This is a genomic window from Promineifilum sp. (SeqCode), assembly GCF_041918635.1.
GTDB lineage: Bacteria > Chloroflexota > Anaerolineae > Promineifilales > Promineifilaceae > Promineifilum.
In genome coordinates, this window is record NZ_JAYRVJ010000423.1 from 1 (window position 1) to 21,901 (window position 21,901).

Below are 21,901 nucleotides of genomic sequence, written 5' to 3' on the forward strand. Positions count from 1 at the left end.
CCCCTCGCTCACCGGCTCGAACACGAAGTTCTCAGCCAGCGCCGCGTCGGGCCGGATGAGGTGCTCCGGGTCATCGAGGTACGTCCACGTATTGACGAACGGGGCCTGGCCGCTCCGGTCGATGAGCGTCACCGTAACGCCCTGCCAGGCGCGGCCGTCCGGGTCTACCAGCCGCCCGGCGACGATACCGCTGCCCGGCCAGGGCTGCAACCAGAGAAGCGGATTGCGCGTCGCGCCGAACGTGTTCTCGCCCAGACGTATCTCCAGATGCAGATGGGGCACGACGGCCACGCCAGCCGTCCCTTCCCGCGCGATCGGGTCGCCCTGGGCCACGCGCTGCCCCTCGCTGACCTGCACCTCGCTGACGTGGCCGTAGAGGGCATAGACCGGTTGCCCTTGCCACCGTTCGTCCAGTTCCAGCACGACCAGTTGGCCGTACCAGTCACAACGCCAGCCGAACATTTCATCCAGGTCGTCGCGGGCCACCACGACCACGCCGTCGGCCACCGCGCCGGCCGGCGTATCGTCCTCGTCGGCCATGTCCAGGCCATTGTGCAGCAGATACCGGCCACTGCCGTCGGAGCCGTAAGCGTAGCCCGTGTTGCGCGCGGCGGCGGGCAGCGGGTCGGCCAGCGACAGCGAGGGGCGCGGCGCGGCCGGGTCGGGCGTCGGCCAGGGTGCGGCCGACAGGACGTAGCGGGCGTAGTCGGGTTTGACCGGGGCTGTCGCCGGGCAGGGTAGGCCGGCGATCGGGTCGGGCGTGGGCGCGGCCGGCGTCGTAGTCGCCGTGGGCGTCGCGCTCGGCATCTGCATCGGCGCGGCGGTCGGCGGGGCCGCGGTCAGCGTCGGCACAGCTGTCGGCAAGGAGGGCGGCGTGGCCGTAACGGGCAGCGCTGTTGGCCCTGCCGCCGGCGGCATCATGGAGAGCGCCGACAGCGCCGGTTCTGTTGGGATAATGGCGGCGGACAACGGGCGGCAGGCGAACAGCCCGCCTAGTATCAGGAGCAGGGCCACCAGGCGGCCCGGCGCGGCAAGGTTAGCATGCATGGGGGCCGATTCTCCGCCGGCCGGCCACACCCGTCAATCGCCGCGCCCCAAACACTCACCCGCGTTGCACACACTACGGACTTCCTCTATCATGCATGCGCTGACAAGTATCTCTGGGTGAGTCTCTAAAATCTGCGTAATCTGCGGATTCTTTCCTCTTATGGCCGAACGGTTAACGCTGACTCAGCAACACCTCTACACCTATAAGGTCTGCCCCCGCCGCTTTTACCTGCGCTTCCTGGCCCGCGTCCCCTGGCCGGAAGCGCCGTTGGGCGCGGAACAAGAGCTGGCCTATGAACGCGGCCGGCGCTTCCATCGCTGGGTCGAGCGCCACCTGCTCGGCCTACCCGCCGTCGAGGCCGAATCAATCGACCCCGTACTCAACGACTGGTGGGCCACCTTCCGCGCACGGGGGCCACAACTGCCGGCGGGACAGCGCTTCGTCGAGACGGCGCTGACCGTCCCTATTGGCCGCCACTTTCTGACCGGCCGCTTCGACCTGCTGATCGTCGGCGCGCGGGCCTGGCTGTTCGACTGGAAGACGGGCGAACCGCGGCCTGTCGAGCGCCTGCGCGCCGCCTGGCAGACGCGCGTCTATCTGGCCGTGCTGGCCCAGGGCGGCGCGGCGCTCAGCCCGGACGACGCCGCGGCCTTCGCCCCCAAGCGGCTGTCGTTCACCTACTGGTACGTCGCCGAGCCGACGCAGCCGCGCGTCATCCCCTACAATGCGGCCGCCCACCGGCGCAACTGGCTCGAACTGGAGTTGCTCGTGGCCGACATCGACCGGCAACTCGCCCTACCGCCGGCTGAGGCGTGGCCGCTGACCGACGACTGGTCGGAGTGCCGCCACTGCGCCTACCGCGCCCTCTGCGGCCGGCAGGCAGCCGACGCGGGCGCGCTGGCGGCCGATCCGGCCGATGCCGCCGACGAAGACGAGCCGCCCGACGACGATTGGCTGGAGCCGCAGTGGGGCTGAGCGCCGGGCGCTGATGGACGCCGATGATTTCCGCTTTCTCCTCAGCCCCGCCGGACAGGCGGCGCTGGCCGAATTGGCCGGCGAGCCGCTGACGCCCGACACCCACCTGGCGCTGGCCGCCCGGTTGCGGGTATCGCTGCCGCCGGGCGCGGCCAACGCCGTGCTGGAAACGGCTCTCCTGCGCCGGCGGGCGGCGCGCAAGTTCAGCCGCGCCGCCGAGATGTACTTCACCCGCGACGGCCTGGAGCAGGCCACGGCCGAGCCGCTGGCCGCCCACCGCGCCCGGCGCTTCGCCGCGGCCGGCGCGACGACCGTGGCCGATCTGGGCTGCGGCATCGGCGGCGACGCTCTGGCCCTGGCCGCCGCCGGCGCGCGCGTGCTGGCTATCGACCGGGAGTGGCTGCACACGGCCATGGCCGGGGCCAACGCCGCCGTCTACGGCGTCGCCGACCGCCTGCTGCCGGTGCGGGCCGATCTGCTGGAGCTTCCGCCGCTGCCGGCCGGCGCCTTCTTCTTCGACCCGGCGCGTCGCACGGGCGGCGGTCCGCACGACGCGCCCGCCCGCCGGCTGCGCTCGGTCGACGCGTACCAACCGCCGCTCAGCCTGATCGACGCCTGGCGGCTGCGGGTTCCCCACGGCGCGGTCAAGGTCAGCCCCGGCATCGACTACGCCGAATTGCCGCCGGACGCGGAGGTGGAATTTGTGTCGTTCGAGGGAGAGGTGCGCGAAGGGGTGCTGTGGTTCGGCGACTTGCGCGACGGCGCGCGACGGCGGGCCACGCTCTTGCCGGCTGGCGACACGCTCAGCGACGCCGACGGCCCGCCCGAAGCCTCAGCCGGCCCGCCGCGCGCCTACCTCTACGAGCCGGATGGGGCTGTCATCCGCGCCCACCTGGTGGCCCAATTAGCCGGACGGCTGGAGGCGACGCTGCTAGACCCGGCCATTGCCTATCTGACGGCCGGCGCCGCCCAGGTCACCCCGTTTGCCCGCTGCTTCCGAATCGAAGACGCCTTCCCCTTCCAGTTGAAGCGCCTCCGGCAAGAACTGCGCCGCCGCGACGTGGGCCAGGCGACCATCAAAAAAAGAGGCTCGCCGCTTGATCCAGACGATCTGCGGCGAGCCCTCAGGCTACGGGGTAGCACCCACGTCATTCTCTTCCTGACCCAGGTCATGGGCCAACCCACGGTGATTATCGCGCAGCCGTGGCCCGACGCAGTGGGTTAAGGCCAGCCCACCTCCAGCGCGTGGCACATGCCGCGCGCCACCCACCCATCGTCGGTGTCCGGCGCGTAATTCAGGACGTTCAGCCGCTCCGGAGCAACCCCCGGCCCGTGGTAGTAGAACACCTCAACATAGACCGCGGCGAAGGTGATGTCGATGTCGTAGAACCAGCCACTATCCTTCCAACCGTTAGCCGCCTCCCAGGTAGCCAGTTGCCGGCCGCCCACCTCGCGTACGACGTAAAGCCCCTGTTTGGCCTCGTGCCCGCTCACGTCGAAGTTGATGCGCAAGCAGGCCGGCAGTCGGGGATCGCGGACCGGCGTCGGCGAGGGAGTGGGCGTGGTGATGTCAGGCTCAGCCGTGGGCGGGAGCGGCGTGGCGGTTGTCGTAGCCGTGGCCGTGGGCGTGACGGGCGTCGCTGTGACCGTGGCCGTGCCCGTCGGCGTGGTCGTAGGCGGCGTCGCGGTGATGGTTCCTGTCGGCGTTTCGGTGGGCGGCGTCGTTGCCGTGGCCGTCGGCGTCTCCGTCGGCGGCACGGTGGCGGTGGCCGTGGGCGTCTCGGTGGGCGGGATCGTCGGCGTCGCCGTGCTGGTGGCCGTCGCCGTCACCGTCGCGGTTGGCGTCGCTTGCTTATCGCAAACGTTCAGGAATACGCCAATACTATCCTCGACGCGATAGCTGAGCATACCGGCCCAGGGAACGACAAACCGGCCGCGGGTGGTCATGCCCTGGCCCATCGTGTAAATAGGTTGGCCGTCCAATAGGAAATGATTGATACGGTCGTCCTCGTCGTCATCGATGGCGACGAACTCGATGATACAGTCCTTAGCTACCATTCCGACGAGAGTGGTAACTTGATGCTCGGCGCGCGGCGCCTCAACATCGCCCTGAACCGACCAGACCCGCTCGCCCTCGCGCGCGGCATACGTCGGACCGGGCATGAACACAAAGCGAAAGGGGTGGCGGGCCTTGACGATGAAGTTATGCCCTTCGCCCACACTATAGCTCCCACTTTCCCCCAAAAACGTCAACGACGGCAACCCACCATTGGCTCGCGCCTGGGACACCTGCATCAAGGTCAGGAGCGCCAGGCCAATGGCAATACACACGGCGAGTGCCGTGGCTAAGCGAACTACGTAATGTTTCATGATACTACCCCTGCTAAAATACCGACCCGTTACACACTTTCAGTGTACGGTTATAGAGATAGTTACATGGTTCTTTTATTGCATTATAGGTGTAAAGCAGTTAACACAGGCGTGAACGATAAGATAAATCGCTTAGGCGTTGTAATACTATTTTTAATGCAGCCGATCGATCTCGTGGGCGCCGGCAAGAGTGCATTGCTGATAGATATTTAGTAGTATCTGCGGGTGAGGATCGGCCGCGCATCAGCCGCGTGGCCCAACAGCGAAAGGAAACGGTTCGCCTTCCGGTAACCGAGGGACAATACCATGCGATATATCATCACCGGCGGCTCCGGCTTCATCGGCAGCCGCCTGTCTGAGAGCCTCGTGGCCGATGGGCACGAAGTCATTATTCTCAGCCGCAGCCCGGCCAAGCAGTCCGCAAGCAGCGGCGTTCAGGTCGTACAGTGGGACGCGCGGACGGCCGACGGCTGGGGTCATCTGGCTGATGGGGCCTTCGCCATCGTCAACCTGGCCGGCGAAACCACCGGCGGCTCCGGCGTCATCCCCCTGCCCGGCACGTGGTCGGACAAACGCAAGCGCCTTATCAAGGAGAGCCGCCGGAACGCGGGGCAGGCGGTCGTCGCCGCCGTGGCCGCAGCGACCGTCAAGCCGCAGGTAGTCGTCCAGATGTCGGGCATCGACTACTACCCGGCGACGAACACCGTCATGACCGAGGAAAGCGGGCGCGGGCGGCAGTTCCTGGCCGAGGTCGTGGCCGACTACTGGGAACCGGCCACGGCCGCGGTGGAGGAGATGGGCGTCCGGCGCGTCGTAGCTCGCACCGCGCCCCTGCTCAACCTGGAGACGGGGCCGCTGCCAGCCTCCTTGCTGCAATTCAAGCTGTTTGCGGGCGGCCGGCTGGGCAGCGGCAAGCAGTGGTTCACCTGGATTCACACCGAGGACGCCGTGCGCGCCCTGCGCTTCCTGGCCGATACGGAAGCGGCGCGCGGCATCTACAACGTCGCCTCGCCCAACCCGGTGACCAACGCCGACTTCAGCAAAATCCTGGGCCGGGTGATGGGCCGTCCGTCGCTACTGCCTGTGCCGGAGTTCGCGCTGAAACTGTTGCTGGGCGAAGTCTCGGCCCTGGTGCTGGAAGGGCGGCCGGTCAGCGTCAGGAAGCTGGAAACCCTCGGCTTTACCTTCCGCTTCCCGATGCTGGAAGCGGCCCTGCGCGACATTCTGAAGCGATGAGCGCGATGGCCGCTAAGGTCGCTTTTTTCACCGGCCCGGAACACCAGCCCTTTCAACTCGGCCAAGGCCCGACGGGCGTCTTGCTCATCCACGGCTTTCCCGGCACACCGGCCGAGATGCGCCCCCTGGGTGAACGCCTGGCTACAGCCGGGCACGCGGCGCATGGCCTGTTGCTGCCCGGCTTTGGGCCGGACATCGTCCGGCTGGGCGAAGTGAGCAGCGAAGATTGGCTGGCGGCGGCCCGCGCCGCCTGGCGCGATTTGCGCGCCGCGCATCAGACCGCCGTGCTGATCGGCTACTCGATGGGCGGGGCGCTGGCGCTGCGCCTGGCGGCCGACGACCCGCCCGACGGACTGGTGCTGTTGGCCCCTTTCTGGCGGCTGGGCGGATGCCTGCTGCGCCTGCTCCCCCTGCTGAAGCACGTCTTCCGCAACGTCGCGCCGTTCAGGCGGGCCGACTTCAATAGCCCTGGCGTGCGCCGGCAGTTAGAGGCGCTGCTCCCCGATGCCGACCTCGACGATCCCCAGGTGCAACAATACCTGCGCGAACAGGTGCGGCTGCCACTCAGCGCTATCGACGATCTGCGCCGGCTGGGGCAATCGGCGCGGGCGTTCGCGCCCCGTGTCGCGGGTCCGGCGCTGGTGTTGCAGGGCGACGCCGACACCACCGTGCCCCCCGCCGCCACCCGCCAGCTGGTCGGTCAGATGGGCCAGCCGGTGACCTACCGCGAAGTGCCGGGCACTCACCGTTTCGTGCGTCTGGAACCGGGTGGCTATGACTACAGTAGCGACGTGCTGGCGTTCATCGAGCAGGTGACACACACAGTCGAGCGAACGAACCGATGAGCGACGCGCGGCAAGACCCGGCGGCCGGCGCCGCCATCTGGTGGATCCGCCGCGATTTGCGACTGGCCGACAACGACGCGCTGGCCGCTGCGCTGGCCCACGCGCGGCGCGTTGTGCCCGTCTTTGTGCTCGACCCGGCGCTGCTCAACAGCCCCTATGCCGGCTCCCAGCGGATCGCCTTCATGCTGGCCGGGCTGCGGGCGCTGGACGCTGACCTGCGCGCGCGCGGCAGCCGGCTGATCGTGCGCCGCGGCCGGCCGGTGGAGGCGCTGGCCCGGCTGGCGGCCGAGACAGGCGCGTCGGCCATCTTCGCCGAAGAGGATTACTCGACCTACGCCAAGCGCCGCGACGACGAGGTGCTGATCCACCTGCCGCTGCGACTGGTGGGCAGCACCGCCGTCCGGCCGCCGGGCACAGTGCTGAAGCGCGACGGTACGCCCTTCACCGTCTTCACCCCCTTCAGCCGCGCCTGGCTGGCCCAGCCGTTGCCGGATGAGGCCGATCTGCGCCCGGCCCCCGACGTCTTGCCCGATCCGGGCAACGTGGCCGGCGAACCGCTGCCGGACGCACCGCCCTATTCGCCCGGCGCGCCGTTCCCGCCGGGCGAGGCCGAGGCCCACCGCCGGCTGCGCCGCTTCGTGGCCGAGCGCATCGACGCTTACAGCGAGCGGCGCGATCGGGTAGATCTGGACGGCACGTCCCAGTTGTCGCCTTATCTGCGCTGGGGCATGCTCTCGCCGCGCGCAGCCGTGGTGGCCGCGCTGACTGCACAACGCGACCCTTCTGATCCCGCGGGCCGTCAGGGAGCGACGGCGTGGCTCAACGAACTCATCTGGCGCGAGTTCTACATCCACATCCTCGACCATTTTCCCCACGTCCTGCGCGGCAGCTTCAAACCGGCGCTGCGCGACGTGCCCTGGCAAAACGACCCGGCCGACTTTGCCGCGTGGCGCGACGGTCGCACCGGCTACCCCATCGTCGACGCGGCCATGCGCCAACTGGCGGAGGTGGGCTGGATGCACAATCGGGCGCGCATGATCGTCGCTTCTTTTCTGGTCAAAGACCTGCTGATCGACTGGCGCTGGGGAGAGCGCTGGTTCATGCAGCGCCTGCTCGACGGCGACCCGGCGGCCAACAACGGCGGCTGGCAGTGGACGGCCGGAACCGGAACCGACGCCGCGCCCTACTTCCGCGTCTTCAACCCCACCACCCAGGGCCAGAAATTCGACCCGGAGGGCGCCTACGTCCGCCGCTGGCTGCCCGAGTTGGCCGGCGTGCCACTCGAGCGGCTGCACGAGCCGTGGCGCATGCCGGCTGCCGAACAGCGCGCCGTCGGCTGTGTGCTCGGCCGCGATTACCCCTACCCGGTCGTGGATCACGCCCTGGCCCGCGAGCGCGCCCTGGCGGCCTATGGCGCGGCGAAGAAGCGTCCCTTGTAGTAGACTTGGCGGAATCCGATCGCCTGATGGAGGTATCATGACACGCAATCCCGATATCGAGTTGTATGCCAACGGCCGCCAGACCCGCGGCTATCTGGCGCGACCGGCGGGCGACGGCGCGCGGCCGGGCGTTGTCGTCATCCAGGAGTGGTGGGGGTTGAACGACAACATCCGCGACATCGCCGACCGCTTCGCCGCCGAGGGTTTCGTCGCCCTGGCCCCCGACCTCTATTATGGCGAAGTAGCCCACGAACCCGACGAGGCGCGCAAGCTGGCGATGGCGTTGGAGTATCCCGATGCGCTGGGGGTCATCCAGGCGGCGGTGGATTACCTGCTCGCCGATGAGGGGGTCGCGCCCAAAAAGGTTGGCATTGTAGGCTTCTGCATGGGCGGCGGGCTGGCCTGGCACGGCGCGGCCAAGCTGGAGGGCATCGGCGCGGCCGTACCCTGCTATGGCGGCGGGCCAGAGATGACGCCGCAGGAGGCCGCGCGCATCCAGGCGCCGGTGCTGGCTATCTACGGCGGCCAGGATCGCGGCGTCTCGCCGGAGGTGGCGAGGCGGCGGGCGGCGCTGATGGACGCGGCTGGCGTGGCGAACGAGATGGTGATCTATGAGGACGCGGGCCACGCCTTCATGAACGACCGCCGGCCCGTCTATGACCCGGAGGCGGCCGAAGACGCCTGGCGGCGTATCCTGGCCCTCTTCCGGGAGACGCTCCGCGAAGACAACTAACCGGATCGCGTCCCCTCAGCAAAGTCCTCTCCCCGGCGCGAGGACCAATAAAAAACACCTGCGCTATCGAATCCGATAACGCAGGCGTCTGGCGCTCAGGCGAACGAATGTCGCTGAATGATGCAAAGCGGCGCTAATCCGCGGCGGCCATCAACTCTTCCATGGGCTTCTTCTTGCGCTTGCGGCCAGGGCGGCGACGCTCCTGCTGTTGCAAGGCGCGTGTCTCCTCGACCAGGCGCACCCGTTCCTCTTCCAAACGGGCGAGAATCTCCGCGTTGCGCCTTCTTTGCTCCTCCGTCAACACCACCTTCTTTTTGGACATCCTCAATAACTCCTTTCGCCAGTGGGTAAAACAATACGGGCAGGCCGGCTCGAAAGGCAGACAGCACAGCGCGACCCGCTCGATGACGAGGCTAGGTATGGTAAACGGCCGGCAGGGGTTGACCGCGGCCCAGGTAACCAGGGATCGTCTTGCGAACAGTAGGGAGGGGCGATCGAATGGGTGGCAGGCACTCCGAAGCACTGGAGTGACCAGCATAAACGGACAAGAGGGTGAGCGGAACTTCCCTATGCGTCATGCACAATGCCAACCGCGACATCATGGCGCGTCATGGCCCCTATGTTACTCTGTCGCCGGCAGTGGTGGCAGCCATTGCGGCGCGCGGTCGCTCTGTCAGCATCCGCCACGCCTTCCATACCAGCCATAGGACAGATACTCATGATCTTACGCAATTCTATCACAATTGTTTCCGCGCTTCCACTCGGGTTTTCGATTTGGTGAAACGCGGTCCAAGAATATGGAACGCGGATGACGTGGCTTAGCATAGATTGACGCGGATGAGAAGCGGCCAACCGCCAACATTATGGAATAATCAGGAGCATGACCGGAACAATGTTCATCTGGTTGGGCGCGGGGCGGGCGCGGCGGCGCAAGGTGGGAGACGCCGGGCGGCTGCTCGACGAGGCGGCGCGGGGTGGGTTGCCCGTGCCAGCCGGGGCCATCCTGCTTGACGAGTTCTTCCGGCTGGCCCGCGCCGAAGGGCTGGCGGTTGAATCCGGCTCCCGCGTGACCGTCGCCGACCCGCAGCTGTTACACAACACGCTCATTCACAGTGTGCGCCTGCCCCGCTTCCGGCAGCCGGTGCGCCTTTGTCCCGTGCGCGCCGCCGGCGAGGCGAGCGACAGCGCGTCCGCTCGGCCCTCCCCCGCCTTCATCGATTTTGATGACCCGGCGGCGGCGGCCGGGGCGCTGGCCGTGGCCTGGTCAGCGTTTGGCCCGGACGGGGACGCCCGCCGTGACGTGCTGATCGCCGAACAGGTAGCGGCGCAACAGACCGGCGTCGCTCTCATGGAAGAGAGCGGCGAGAGCGACCTGATCCGGTACGCCGCCCAGGCCGGCGACATGGCCCTGTCGTTGCCCCGCTTGCGGCGCGGCCTGCGGCCTGATGAGGATCTGCCGCCGTTTGGCCGCCGGCTGCAGCAGCTCTTGCGCGGCGCGCGCCGGACGCTGGGCGCGGGCGACTGGCTGGTGGAATGGGCCGACGACGGCCACATCTGCTGGCTGGTCGGGGTTCAGCGCTTCCTTCCATCGAACGCGCCTCCCTAAGGCACGCCCGCCGGCAACTTCCCAAATCTGTGTAATCGGTGAAATCTGTGGATTCCGCTTCCAACCCGCTTGCGCGTTGCGACCGGCGGCGGCACAATCGACGATCACTACTTTTCAGGAAGGCCCCCCATGCCTCGATATCTGTTCGCGCTGCTCACCGCTCTCTGTCTATCGATCTTGTGCGCCGGATGCGCCGGAAACGCACCGGAGGCCATCGCCACACTGGCCCCCACCGCGGTCGCGCCAACGCCGGAGGAGGCCGTCGCGGCGCAACCCACGGCCGCTAACGCCGACGACGCCGCCTCGTCCGACGCCGCGTCTGCCGCCAAGACCACGCCTGCCCCACCCCCCTCTGTGACGCCGCGCATTGTGCCGACACCCACGCCCGGCGTGACGCAGACGCCGACCCCCGCCCCGCCGGCGACCTACACCTTCGAGATCGTCAACACCTACCCCCACGATCCCAACGCCTTCACACAGGGCTTGGTCATCGACGAGGGCCGGCTCTACGAGGGCACCGGCCGCTGGGCCGAGTCCACCCTGCGCGAGGTGGCGCTAGAGACGGGCGCGGTAGTACGTTCGCAACCGCTGGAGGATCAGTACTTCGGCGAGGGTATTACCGTCCTGGGCGACCGGATTTTCCAGCTGACCTGGCAGGAGGAGACGGGGTTTATCTATGACAAGGCCACCTTTACCCCCCTCCAGACGTTCAGCTACCCGCACGAGGGCTGGGGCATCACCCACGACGGGACGCGGCTCATCGTCAGCGACGGCACACCGACCATCCGCTTCTGGGATCCCGAGACGTTGCAGGAGACCGGCCGCATCACCGTGCGCGACCACGAGGGGCCGCTGGCGATGCTCAACGAGCTGGAGTACGTGGACGGCGAAATCTGGGCCAACATCTGGCTGACCGACCGCATCGCCCGCATCTCGCCGGAGACGGGCGACGTGCTGGGTTACATTGACCTGACCGGGCTGCTGGACACGACAACGCTGACCCAGCCGGCCGACGTGCTGAACGGCATCGCCTTCGACGCGGCGAGCGGCCGGCTGTTTGTCACCGGCAAACTGTGGCCGGCGCTGTTTGAGATCAGGGTCGTGGAAGCGGGCCGCTGAACGAGCAGGTCATTGCTCGATATCAATCGGCCGGCTGATCCACTCCGTCGCTCCCGATGAGCGATCGTGGATGAAAATGTCGTAGCAGTTGTGCGCGGCGAACAGGAAGTTGCTGCACTGCGCTGCGTCGCCATCGGTAAGGTTATCGGCCGTCGAACTGAAGGCCACCCAACGACCATCGGCCGACAGGGCAACCCCCGGTTGTAGCTGCTCACCCTCGGAAGTGAAGCTGTAGTTCACAACCGTCCCATTGCCGGCAACGCCATCGCTTGTCACACTCACCAGTTCCCTTTCGCCGGTGAGCCTGTCGAATACATAGATGTTCGGGCCGTCGGCGTAAATGACAGAGAGGCCGTCTTCCGACAAGACGCCGCCAGAGCAGTTGATCGCCTCACTGCATAGTGGCCCAAGTTGCCCGCTGGCCCGGTCATATACCACGTCATTGAACGTCAGTCGGCCGCCATCCCCGGACAGGCTCAGGCCAAAGGTTCCCATACCCAGGCCATAGCCGACGCCGACCGGCAGCCGTATTCGTTCACCGGTCTGGCGGTCGAACAGAAACACATCCCCGCAACTGTAGTTTCGGCCTTGCGGCTGACAGTGTTCGACGTCATCGGCCGTCAGATTGCCCGCCCACGACCAGAAGGCCACCCAACGACCATCGGCCGAGATGTCTGGCGACAGGCTATCGCCATCACCCGGTTGACCATCGGTCGAGGCGCTCAGTAGCTCGCTCTGGCCGGTTGTGCGGTCGAACACGTAAACATTCCACCCGTCGCCAAGCCCACTGAAGACGACAAAGCGGCCATCGGCTGAAATCGCCGGCTCATTGCCGGAAGGGCTGAGCAACTGAACCGTTCTGGCTTCACGGTCGTGCAGAAAGACACCCAACTCCCAACCACGCTTGGCCTCGTCCAGGTTGTTCGCCCCGGAACTGAACGCGATCCAGCGGCCATCGGCCGAGATATCCAGATGGAAACTGTCGGCGTTGCCCGGCTGCCCTTCGTTCGAGACGCTAACCAGCGTCGTCGTTCCCGTCTGTCGATCGCGGACGAAGACGGAGGCGCAATTTAGAGACGAGCCATCCATACCCGGACAGACGGCCAGAGGGGTCTCGACCAGATCGCCGGCGCGCGAGGTAAAAACCACGAAGCGCCCATCAGCCGATAGAGCCGGTGAAAAGCTATCATCGTGTGCATCGGGGCGATGCGGCCACATGGTCACAGTCGGCGTGGTCGGCACGCCGGTGGCTCGCTCCGATGGGGCCCGCGAAAAGGGAGTGACAACGGGTGTTGTCGCTGTTGGCGATAGGGTGCGCGCCGGGGGCGTAGCCATTTCTACTGCTGCACTCCCTGGCATACCTGGCGATTCAAGCGCCGGCCCGGTTCCGCGACACCCTCCGACCAGCGTAATGGGGAGCACGACCAACCATGCATATAAGATTAACGTCGCCCTTCGCCTCATGGAATGCTCCTCATATTCACACGGACTGCCGCACCCAGTATACTTGCGCTGTTAAGTATGGTATAATAACGAACGGTTGTTCTATTCCACTTGAGAGGGCGAAAGGTAATATGTCCGACTTTCAACTGGTATCCGACTTCGCGCCCACCGGCGACCAGCCGCAGGCCATTGAAGAACTTGTCGAAGGCATGTTGCGCGGCGACAAGTTCCAAACCTTGTTGGGCGCGACGGGCACGGGCAAGACCTTCACCATCGCCAACATCATCCAGCAGACGCAGCGGCCGGCGATCATCCTGGCCCACAACAAGACCCTGGCCGCCCAGCTCTACAGCGAGTTCCGCGAGTTCTTCCCGCGCAACGCCGTCTCCTACTTCGTCAGCTACTACGACTATTATCAGCCGGAGGCGTACGTCCCCCGCCACGACCTCTTCATCGAGAAGGAGACGCAGATCAACGAGGAGATCGACCGCCTGCGACTGCAAGCCATGGCGACGCTCAAGAGCCGGCGCGACGTGATCATCGTCGCCTCGGTCTCCTGCATCTACGGCATTGGCAATCCGGAGGCGTGGGGCAACGTCATCCTGGAGATCGAGCGCGGCGGCCAGTACCGGCGCAACACCATCCTGCGCCATCTGGTGGACATCCAGTATGACCGCAACGACATGGAACTGCGGCGCAGCACTTTCCGAGTGCGCGGCGACACGCTCCAGATCTATCCCGCCTACGCCGAGACGGCCTATCTGATCGAGTTCTGGGGCGACACCGTCGAGCGCATCGCCGAGTTCGACCCGCTGACGGGCGAGGTACTGCTGGAGCACACCCGCGTCGCCATCTACCCCGCGCGCGAGTTTATCACCGACGAGGAGAAGCTGGCGCGGGCTATCAACGACATCGAGACGGAGCTCACGGAGCGCATCGCCTATTACAAGAACGAGAAGCGCTTCCTGGAGGCGCAGCGCATCGAACAGCGCACAATGTACGACCTGGAGATGCTGCGCGAGGTCGGTTTCACCCCCGGCATCGAGAACTACAGCCGCCACCTTGACCAGCGTCCGGCCGGCTCCCGCCCCTGGACGCTGCTCGACTACTTCCCGGCCGACTACCTGATGATCATCGACGAAAGCCACATGACCATACCCCAGGTGCGCGGCATGTGGGGCGGCGACCAGAGCCGCAAGGGCATCCTGGTGGATTACGGCTTCCGCCTGCCCAGCGCGCTGGACAACCGGCCGCTCAACTTCGAGGAGTTCGAGGGGCTGCTCAACCAGGTCATCTTCACCAGCGCGACGCCGATGGAGTACGAACTGTCGCACTCGACCCAGGTCGTGCGGCAGATCATCCGGCCGACGGGTATCATCGACCCGGAAGTCGAGGTGCGGCCGGTGCGCGGCCAGGTGGACGACCTGATCGGCGAGGTCAACCGGCGCATCGCCAACGGCCAGCGCGTCCTGGTGACGACGCTAACCAAGCGCATGGCCGAAGACCTGAGCGATTACCTGCTGGAGATGGGCATCAAGGTTCACTACCTGCACTCCGAAGTGGCCACGCTGGAGCGGACGGAAATTCTGCGCGACCTGCGGTTGGGCGTCTACGACGTGGTTGTAGGCATCAACCTGTTGCGCGAGGGGCTGGACTTGCCGGAGGTGTCGCTTGTCGCCATCCTGGACGCCGACAAGGAGGGCTTCCTGCGCTCCGAGACGGCGCTGACCCAGACCATCGGCCGCGCCGCCCGCCACGTGGACGGCAAGGTGATCATGTACGCCGACAAAATGACCGACTCGATGCGCGGCGCGATCCAGACGACCAACAACCGCCGGGAGATTCAGATGGCCTACAACACGGCCCACGGCATCGAGCCGCGCAGCATCATCAAAGCGGTGCACGTGCTGACCGACGAACTGACGGCGCAACGCGAGATGGCCCACGGACAGGCGGCTCACGGCGTGGCCGAGTCGAAGGGCGGCTACGTGACGGCCGCCGACCTGCCCAAGGCGGAGTTGAGCAAGATCATCTCCGAATTGGAGAAGCAGATGAAGCAGGCGGCGCAACAGTTGGAGTTCGAGCGGGCGGCCGTGCTGCGCGACCAGGTGATGGAGATGCGCCAGATCATGGCCCTGAAGGAGGCCGGCGGCAAGAACGACCTACCCGAATGGGAGCGGATGCGCAAGCTGGACGAGGCCGGCGTGGCTTACGAGATCGAATAGATGGACGCACCCACTCAACAACCGAGCGGTTCCGACCACATGGTGGTTGCCGCCGATCTGCCCGACCTATCTCCGCGCCAAGCGTTTGACTACTTCATCACGCCCGAACTGCTGGCGCGCTGGTGGCCGCCGGAGGCCGACGTAGACGCGCGATCCGGCGGGGAGTACGTGCTGCGCTGGCCGAAGATGGGCTGGGCGTTGTCGGGGCGCTACACCGCTTTTGAGCCTGGCGAACGGCTGGCTTTCACCTGGCAGTGGGCCCACCGCCCGGAGTTGCCGGCGCGCACGGTGGACGTTCGCTTCGCCCCATCGGCGACCGGTTGCCGGGTTGCCATCACCCACGGGACGTATGGCGACTCGCCCGTCGAGCAGGCTGACCGCCAGAGCCACATCGATGGGTGGCTCCACTTTCTCGGTCAATTGCGGGCGGTGACGCAACCGGTCGATTCATAATGGGAACCTCGCGTCAGGCCGCGGTGTATACGTGGTAGACTCGACAAGCGAGGTAACCGATGCTCCATCTGCTTCTGTATTTGACCCTCTTCGCGGCGCTGCTGACCGCTTGTGGCGCGCCGCTGGCTGCCCGCGAGGGGGCCGACAACCCGCCCGCGGCCCAAAGCGCGTCGCCGGCCGGCGACGCGCCCGTTGCTACCGCCGCGCCCGCTGCGCTCGTCCCCGAGGCGACGACCGCGCCCACCGAACCCCCGGTCCCGTCGGACTCCGCCGCCCTGATGGAGCCAGCCACACCGACGCTAACCGTGCCATCCATCTTCCCGACCCCGTGGCCGCCGGCCAACTGCCCTATCACCCAGCCCCAAGACCCACCCTTCGTCCCACCAGCGCCCTACGCCCCCGAAGCCCCCTACGGCGAGTTCTGGTACGGGACGAATGAGTTGTGGACAATGCTATACCCCGACGGCCACTGGCATGGCCTGCCGAGCAACGAACACGGCTATGGACAAAAGGTGTTGTGGTGGCGCGAGGGGTACGACATGACGACCGAACAACAGCCGCAAATTACGGTCAGCGGCCGGCGGCTGGATGGCGACGCGCCAACCTTCGAGCAGACGGGTGGCACGAACGGTTACCACGCTGACGTGGGCCAGTTCATGCTGACCGGCGTGGCTGTGCCGACGGCTGGGTGTTGGGAGATCATCGGACACTACCGGGACGCGACACTGACCTTCGTCGTCTGGGTCTCGCCGTAAGAGGCTCACGCAAAGAGCGCAAAGAAGTAAAGAACGCAAAGAAAGAGATTTCTTTTTGCGTTCTTTGCTTCTTTGCGCTCTTTGCGTGAGCTCTTAATGCTCGACGAGGTGCGCCACGGTGACGCCGGGCCCGCCCTCGCCATCCTTCCCCTCTTCCCAGGCGCGGACGTGCCGGTTCTGGGTCAGTTCCTCGCGCACCGCCTGGCGCAGCCGCCCCGTGCCCTTGCCGTGGATAATCCGCACGAACGGCAGCCGGGCCAGGAAGGCCGAGTCGATGTAGCGCCCCAGCCGGTCGATGCCGTCCTCCACCCGCACGCCGCGAATGTCCAACTCCATACCCGGCGAGGGGTGCAGCGGAGCCACCGGCCCGGTCGACGCCGTCTGCTCTTCCACCGGCCGCCCCTTGAATTCCAGGTCCTCGAAGCCGGCGCGCATCTGCAAGCGCCCCACCGCCACCATCGCCTCACTCTTGCCCAGCGAGACGATCTCCCCCTTGACGTTCAGCGAGCGCACGTGGACGGTGTCGCCCACCTGGAGCGCGCGCCGCTTGCCGCGGGCGGCGTCGGGGGTCTCGGCCGGCTCCGGGGCCAGCACGCCCGGCTGCGCCACCTCCAGCTCGGCCACCTGCTTGCTCAGCTTCTTCACCGCGTTGAGCGAAGCGGCGTCGCGCAGCTTCGAGCGCGCCTGCCGAATCTCGGCCTGAAGCAGCTCGATCTGGCGCGTCATCTCCCGGCGCGTCTCTTCCAGGATGCGCTGCCGCTCGACCTCGATGTCGTCGATGCGCTGCCGCAGCCGGTCGCGCTCGTTCTCCGCCTGCCGTAGCGCCAGCCGCGTCTGCGCCTCTTCCGACTCCATCTTTTCGCGCAGCGTGTAGATGGAGTCGAGCAGGTCTTCGGCCTGATGGCTGTCGGCGCTGACCTGGCGCATGGCGTCGTCCAGAATGGACGAATCGAGACCCAGCCGGCGGGCGATGGCGAAGGCGTTGGAGCGGCCGGGCAGGCCGATGGTCATCTCATAGGTGGGCGACAGCGTCTCCATGTCAAACAGCAGCGAGGCGTTGGTCGCCCCCGGCGTCTGGCTGGCGTAAACCTTCAGTTCCGGGAAGTGGGTCGCCACAAAGGTCGTCGCCCCCTTGTCGCGCAGGAAATTGACCACCGCCTGGGCCAGCGCCGCGCCCTCCGTCGGGTCGGTGCCAGAGCCGAGTTCGTCGAGCAGCACCAGCGAGCGCTCGTCCACGTGGGCCAGGATGCGCACGATGTTGGTCATGTGCGCCGAGAACGTGGATAGACTCTGCTCAATAGATTGCTCGTCGCCGATGTCGGCGAAGACGTTGTCGAAGACGGTCAGGCGCGCCTCGTTGGCCGGCACGTGCAGGCCCGCCTGGGCCATGACGATCATCAGCCCCATCGTCTTCAGACTGACCGTCTTGCCGCCGGTGTTGGGGCCGGTGATCAGGACGACGAAGGTGTGCTCGTCCAACGTCAGGTTGGTCGGCACGACCGTCTGCGGATTCAGCAGCGGATGGCGCGCGGCCTTGATCCAGACGGTGGAGCCGGGATGCAGGTCGCGCGGCGGGGGGGCCCACTTCTCGCGCTCGTTGCCGTGGCGGGGCGGGCGGGCCTGGGGCGTCTCGCGCCAGGGGACGAAAGCCGGCTCGACGGCGTGGGTCACCAGCGCGTAGTTGGCGCGAGCAAAGATAAGGTCCAGTTCGGCCATGCGGTCGACGACGCGCTTGATGGCCTCGCCGTGGTCGGCCACCCGCTCCGACAACTCGCGCAGGATGCGCTGGATCTCCTCCTGCTCTTCCATCAGCAAGCCGCGATACTCGTTGTTCAGTTCGACCGTGCCCAGCGGCTCGACCCATAGCGTCGCGCCGCTGCCGCTCTGGTCGTGAACGATGCCCTTCAGCCGCCCCTTGGCGTCGGCGCGTACAGGGATGACGTAGCGCCCGCCGCGCTGGGTGATGATCGCCTCCTGCAAGTACTGGGCCATGCTACTGTTGAGGATGCGTTGCAGCCGGTCCTGAATGCGGGCGTGGACGGCGCGCTGCTCCTGGCGCACCCGGCCCAGGCGCGGGCTGGCGCTGTCGAGCACGTCGCCCCGTTCGTCCAGGGTGCTGGTGATGGCGCTGACGAGGCCGGGGCAATCTTCAATCAGCACGGCAATGGCCGCCAGATGGGGCGCGCGCGCCTCCTGCCGCAACAGCAGCCGCCGCAGGTTTCGCCCGGCCACCACAGTCGCCTGGATGCCCAGGAAGTCCTCGGGCGGCAGGGTGAAGCCGCGCAGCGCGTTGTCGGCCGCGCGGCGTACGTCGCGCGCGCCACCGATGGTGATGCCGCTATCGCTCTCAAACAAAGATACCGCCTCGCGCGTCTCGGCCTGCCACTCACGCGCCTGCTCCAGTTCCGTCGTCGGCTGCATGGCCAGCGCCAATTCGCGACCGCCGCTAAAACTGGTGTACCCCGCCACCAACTCGCGCACCTTATCGAATTCCAGAATCGTTAGCGACTTCTGATCCAGCATGGTTACTCTGAGAATCTGCGTAATCTGCGTATAGGCTCCCAGCGCAGTTGCCAAAAACATCCAGTTGCTATACTATCCGCCCGCCTATGAGTAAGCAAAGCCAACCGGCAATTCGGTTGGAGAAGGTCAGCAAACGCTTCGCGTTTACGCCGGACACCCCCCAATCCGTGCTGGAAACCCTCATCGCCGTTGCCACGCGCCGCCGCCCCAAAAGCCAGGGGTTGTGGGCCGTGCGCGACGTGTCGTTCGAGGTGCAGGAGGGGCAATGTGTCGGCATCATCGGCCGCAACGGCAGCGGCAAGAGCACCCTGCTCAAACTCATCTCGCGCATCTTGCAGCCCACCAGTGGCGAGATCATGGTGCGCGGCCGCATCAGCGCCCTACTCGAACTGGGCGCGGGCTTCCACCAGGACTTGACCGGGCGCGAGAACATCTTTCTCAACGCTTCCGTCCTGGGACTGTCTCGCGAGGAGACGGAGAGGCTCTACGACAACATCGTCGCCTTCTCGGAATTGGAGCACTTCATCGACATGCCCGTCAAGCATTACTCGTCAGGCATGTACATGCGCCTCGGCTTCAGCGTCGCCATCCACGTGCTGCCGGATATCCTGATCGTCGATGAGATTCTGGCCGTGGGCGACCACAGCTTCCAGACGAAGTGCATCGACCGCATCATGGAACTGAAGCGGTCCGGCGTCACCATCCTGTTCATCAGCCATGACACCAACACCATCGCCGACCTGTGCAGCGAAGTTGTCTGGATGGAGGATGGGCGGGTGCGGCTGTCCGGCCCAACCGAGCGCGTCCTGGCCGAGTATCGCGACCACATCAATGCGCGCGTCGGCGGTCAGTTGGCCGTCGAAAACGATGAGCGCGGCTTTCGCCGCTGGGGGACGCGCCAAATCGAGATTACGGGTGTGCGCCTGCTGGACGCTGATGGCGAGGAAGCGACTCTCTTCCAGACAGGCGATCCGCTATGCGTCGAAATGGCCTATTTGGCCCATGAACCGATCCGCGAACCGGAGTTCGGGCTGGCCCTGTACCGCAGCGACGGCCTGCACATCAACGGCCCCAACACGCGAACGGGCGGGCTGGAATTGGGCGTCGTGGAGGGCGCGGGCGTCGTTCGCTATCACATCGACCGGCTGCCGTTCCTGCCAGGCCGCTACCAGATCACAGCCGCCATTCATGACAGTTTTGCGCCCATCGCCTACGATTTTCACGAAGAAGCCTACGCTTTTCGCATCATCGAGAGCGACTGCCCAGAGAAAGAAGGGCTGATAGCCCTCGACGCGGCTTGGGATTGGCACGTTCGTCCTGTGGACGAATCGGCCAAGATGGCTTATTCTCCCGTGGAGCCGGCCTGAGCCCCGGCTCTGACCACCTCAATTCGGCGGGGCAACCCGCCAGCCGCGGCTTTCACGCGCCCAATCCCAACCGGGCGGCCGCGAGACCTTGAGAATTGCGAGGAAGTACACAAAATGAAAAGGAGCAACACGCGAATCCTGTTGGCCGGTCTGTTTGCCGCGTCCGCGGCGCTCATCCTGGCCCTCCATGTCCTGGCCGCGCCGGACATGCTTCGTCACAGTGCTGACGTCGCGCTCCAGTCGGAGGAGCCGCGCACCGACGCCGCCGTGCTGGCGGAAACGAGCTGCCGCTACGGCGTGGGCTACGTGCCCCACTACGCCGACTCATTGGCCTGGATTCCCACCTTGGGCGCCGGCTGGTACATCAACTTCAGCGCCTACTCCGCCGGACAGGATGTCCGCAGCGCCTCATTCGCGCCCGTCATCCGCGTGCGGCAGGATCAGAACGCCGCCGGCGGTCGCCTGCCCACCTACAAGATCACGCCCCCGTTGGCCTTCACCTATCGCGATGCCAACGGCGTTTTGCAGGAAGGGCTGGGCAGCCTGATCAGCCGCAACCGCGGCCACTACTGGCTCGTCGGCAATGAGGTCGACGTCAACAACCAGTTGCAGGACAACACCATGCCCGACGTGTACGCGCGGGCCTATCATGAGGTCTACGATTACATCAAGAAAGTAGACCCAACCGCCAAGGTCGCCGTCGCCGGCCTGTCCATGATGACGCCCGGCCGGTTGCAATACCTGACCATCGTCTGGGATACCTACCGCGCCCTCTACGGTCAGGATATGCCGGTCGACATCTGGAACATGCACCTGTACATCCTGGAAGAGCGCCTGCCGGGCAATGTCAACGACTACGGCGACGGCAAGATCGCCCTGGGTACCAACCCGGCGATCGCCAAGTTGAGTTCCGCCGGCAACGCCGCGCTGTGCCCGGCCGTTGGTTCGCCGGACTCGGCCAGCAGCGACCCCCGCCCCGATGTCATCTGTCGCGCCGAGCACGACCGGGTGAGCATTTTCCGTGAGCAAGTCGTGGCGATGCGCCAATGGATGAAGGCCAGAGGCCAGCAGAACAAGCCGCTGATCATCTCTGAGTTCGGCCTGCTCTACCCCTACGTCTTCCAAAACAACGCTTGGTTCCTGCTGGACGAGCAAGGCCGGCCCTTCGACCCGCCGCGGGTGACCAAGTACCTGCAAGAGACGATGAACTTCCTGGAGACGGCCGTTGACCCCGCCCTCGGTTACCCGATCGACAGCAACCGCTTGGTGCAGCAATGGCTCTGGTATAGCGTCGTCACCAACCCGAGCGAGTCGGGTGGCTCCAGCAACCTGATCAGCACCAACTTTGCCAGCTTCGCCCCGGGCGACGCAGCCGCCCTGACGACGATGGGCCAGGCGTTCCGGCAGAGGACGGCGGCGAACCCCGGCCAGTCGAACCTGGTCGGCGGCGTGGCCTCTAACGTCATCAGCCTGCCCAACAAGGCGACGGGCAAGGCCACGGCCCTGCTGACGGCCACCTTCCGCAATGCCGGCACGCGCAGCATTATCAAGCCAATCACCGTTACCTTCTACTCCGACCAGGCATTGACCAAGGTCATCGGCTCGGCGACCTACGACCCGGTAGTTCGCGGCGCGGTGACGGGCTGCACCTGGGGTAACCGCAACAGCAACCACGTCACGGTGCTGTGGAATAACCTGCCCATTGGAACGCATCAATACTGGGTGAAGGTCGATAGCGCCGGCGCGATACCGGAAATATCCGAG

Annotated in this window: 18 protein-coding genes; 13 read left to right on the forward strand and 5 right to left on the reverse strand. The window is 66.2% G+C overall.

Annotated features, from left to right (window positions below):
* Positions 1 to 1,047, reverse strand: a 1,047-nt coding sequence (locus ACE3UY_RS13125) for a peptidoglycan DD-metalloendopeptidase family protein (RefSeq protein ID WP_374687960.1), incomplete at its 3' end; no start/stop codon positions are given.
* Positions 1,048 to 1,207: 160 nt separating this feature from the next.
* Between ACE3UY_RS13125 and ACE3UY_RS13130 the strand changes: the two genes are divergently transcribed.
* Both ACE3UY_RS13130 and ACE3UY_RS13135 read left to right on the forward strand, forming a co-directional pair.
* Positions 1,208 to 2,023 carry a PD-(D/E)XK nuclease family protein gene (locus ACE3UY_RS13130; protein WP_374687961.1) on the forward strand — a complete coding sequence of 272 codons (816 nt, stop codon included), beginning with the start codon at positions 1,208 to 1,210 and terminating at the stop codon, positions 2,021 to 2,023.
* Positions 1,965 to 3,248, forward strand: coding sequence for an SAM-dependent methyltransferase (locus ACE3UY_RS13135; RefSeq protein WP_374687962.1), 1,284 nt, complete (start codon positions 1,965 to 1,967; stop codon positions 3,246 to 3,248). The genes ACE3UY_RS13130 and ACE3UY_RS13135 overlap by 59 nt, the downstream gene beginning before the upstream one ends.
* Here ACE3UY_RS13135 and ACE3UY_RS13140 read toward each other — a convergent pair.
* Positions 3,245 to 4,393 (reverse strand): hypothetical protein, encoded by a 1,149-nt coding sequence (locus ACE3UY_RS13140; protein ID WP_374687963.1) that lies wholly within the window; start codon positions 4,391 to 4,393, stop codon positions 3,245 to 3,247. The two genes, ACE3UY_RS13135 and ACE3UY_RS13140, sit on opposite strands and share 4 nt — an antisense overlap.
* Before the next feature lie 306 nt (positions 4,394 to 4,699).
* On the opposite strand from ACE3UY_RS13140, the gene ACE3UY_RS13145 reads away from it, so the two are divergent.
* The 4 genes from ACE3UY_RS13145 to ACE3UY_RS13160 are packed head-to-tail and all read left to right on the forward strand — an operon-like array spanning position 4,700 to position 8,646.
* Entirely contained in the window at positions 4,700 to 5,629 is a 930-nt protein-coding gene (locus ACE3UY_RS13145) for a TIGR01777 family oxidoreductase (RefSeq protein WP_374687964.1), read from the forward strand.
* 5 nt (positions 5,630 to 5,634) lie between these two features.
* Positions 5,635 to 6,474: an alpha/beta hydrolase gene (locus tag ACE3UY_RS13150; RefSeq protein WP_374687965.1), complete on the forward strand. Its 840-nt coding sequence runs from the start codon at positions 5,635 to 5,637 to the stop codon at positions 6,472 to 6,474.
* On the forward strand, positions 6,471 to 7,913 hold the full coding sequence (locus ACE3UY_RS13155; RefSeq protein WP_374687966.1) for a deoxyribodipyrimidine photo-lyase: 1,443 nt from the start codon (positions 6,471 to 6,473) through the stop codon (positions 7,911 to 7,913). The genes ACE3UY_RS13150 and ACE3UY_RS13155 overlap by 4 nt, the downstream gene beginning before the upstream one ends.
* Positions 7,914 to 7,950: 37 nt before the next feature.
* A complete protein-coding gene (locus ACE3UY_RS13160; protein WP_374687967.1) occupies positions 7,951 to 8,646 on the forward strand; it encodes a dienelactone hydrolase family protein in 696 nt (231 codons plus the stop codon).
* Positions 8,647 to 8,779: 133 nt separating this feature from the next.
* Here the strand turns inward: ACE3UY_RS13160 and ACE3UY_RS13165 are convergent, their stop codons facing one another.
* Positions 8,780 to 8,968 (reverse strand): hypothetical protein, encoded by a 189-nt coding sequence (locus tag ACE3UY_RS13165; RefSeq protein WP_374687968.1) that lies wholly within the window; start codon positions 8,966 to 8,968, stop codon positions 8,780 to 8,782.
* 558 nt (positions 8,969 to 9,526) lie between these two features.
* Between ACE3UY_RS13165 and ACE3UY_RS13170 the strand changes: the two genes are divergently transcribed.
* Together ACE3UY_RS13170 and ACE3UY_RS13175 are read left to right on the forward strand one after the other, a co-directional pair.
* Positions 9,527 to 10,252: a hypothetical protein gene (locus ACE3UY_RS13170; protein ID WP_374687969.1), complete on the forward strand. Its 726-nt coding sequence runs from the start codon at positions 9,527 to 9,529 to the stop codon at positions 10,250 to 10,252.
* A 129-nt stretch (positions 10,253 to 10,381) separates the two neighbouring features.
* Positions 10,382 to 11,371 carry a glutaminyl-peptide cyclotransferase gene (locus tag ACE3UY_RS13175; RefSeq protein WP_374687970.1) on the forward strand — a complete coding sequence of 330 codons (990 nt, stop codon included), beginning with the start codon at positions 10,382 to 10,384 and terminating at the stop codon, positions 11,369 to 11,371.
* Positions 11,372 to 11,380: 9 nt separating this feature from the next.
* Here ACE3UY_RS13175 and ACE3UY_RS13180 read toward each other — a convergent pair whose 3' ends face one another.
* Positions 11,381 to 12,520, reverse strand: coding sequence for a hypothetical protein (locus ACE3UY_RS13180; protein WP_374687971.1), 1,140 nt, complete (start codon positions 12,518 to 12,520; stop codon positions 11,381 to 11,383).
* Between the two features lie 425 nt (positions 12,521 to 12,945).
* On the opposite strand from ACE3UY_RS13180, the gene uvrB reads away from it, so the two are divergent.
* The 3 genes from uvrB to ACE3UY_RS13195 are packed head-to-tail and all read left to right on the forward strand — an operon-like array spanning position 12,946 to position 16,247.
* Entirely contained in the window at positions 12,946 to 15,039 is a 2,094-nt protein-coding gene (gene uvrB / locus ACE3UY_RS13185; RefSeq protein ID WP_374687972.1) for an excinuclease ABC subunit UvrB, read from the forward strand.
* The gene (locus ACE3UY_RS13190; RefSeq protein WP_374687973.1) at positions 15,040 to 15,492 is read left to right on the forward strand and encodes an SRPBCC domain-containing protein; all 453 of its coding nucleotides are present in this window, start codon (positions 15,040 to 15,042) and stop codon (positions 15,490 to 15,492) included.
* A gap of 59 nt (positions 15,493 to 15,551) precedes the next feature.
* Positions 15,552 to 16,247 (forward strand): hypothetical protein, encoded by a 696-nt coding sequence (locus ACE3UY_RS13195; RefSeq protein WP_374687974.1) that lies wholly within the window; start codon positions 15,552 to 15,554, stop codon positions 16,245 to 16,247.
* A gap of 93 nt (positions 16,248 to 16,340) precedes the next feature.
* Here the strand turns inward: ACE3UY_RS13195 and ACE3UY_RS13200 are convergent, their stop codons facing one another.
* Positions 16,341 to 18,770, reverse strand: a complete 2,430-nt coding sequence (locus ACE3UY_RS13200) for an endonuclease MutS2 (protein ID WP_374687975.1) — start codon at positions 18,768 to 18,770, stop codon at positions 16,341 to 16,343.
* Between the two features lie 86 nt (positions 18,771 to 18,856).
* Between ACE3UY_RS13200 and ACE3UY_RS13205 the strand changes: the two genes are divergently transcribed.
* Both ACE3UY_RS13205 and ACE3UY_RS13210 read left to right on the forward strand, forming a co-directional pair.
* Entirely contained in the window at positions 18,857 to 20,137 is a 1,281-nt protein-coding gene (locus ACE3UY_RS13205) for an ABC transporter ATP-binding protein (protein WP_374687976.1), read from the forward strand.
* Between the two features lie 114 nt (positions 20,138 to 20,251).
* Positions 20,252 to 21,901 (forward strand): hypothetical protein (locus tag ACE3UY_RS13210; RefSeq protein WP_374687977.1); only part of this gene is annotated, 1,650 nt, incomplete at its 3' end.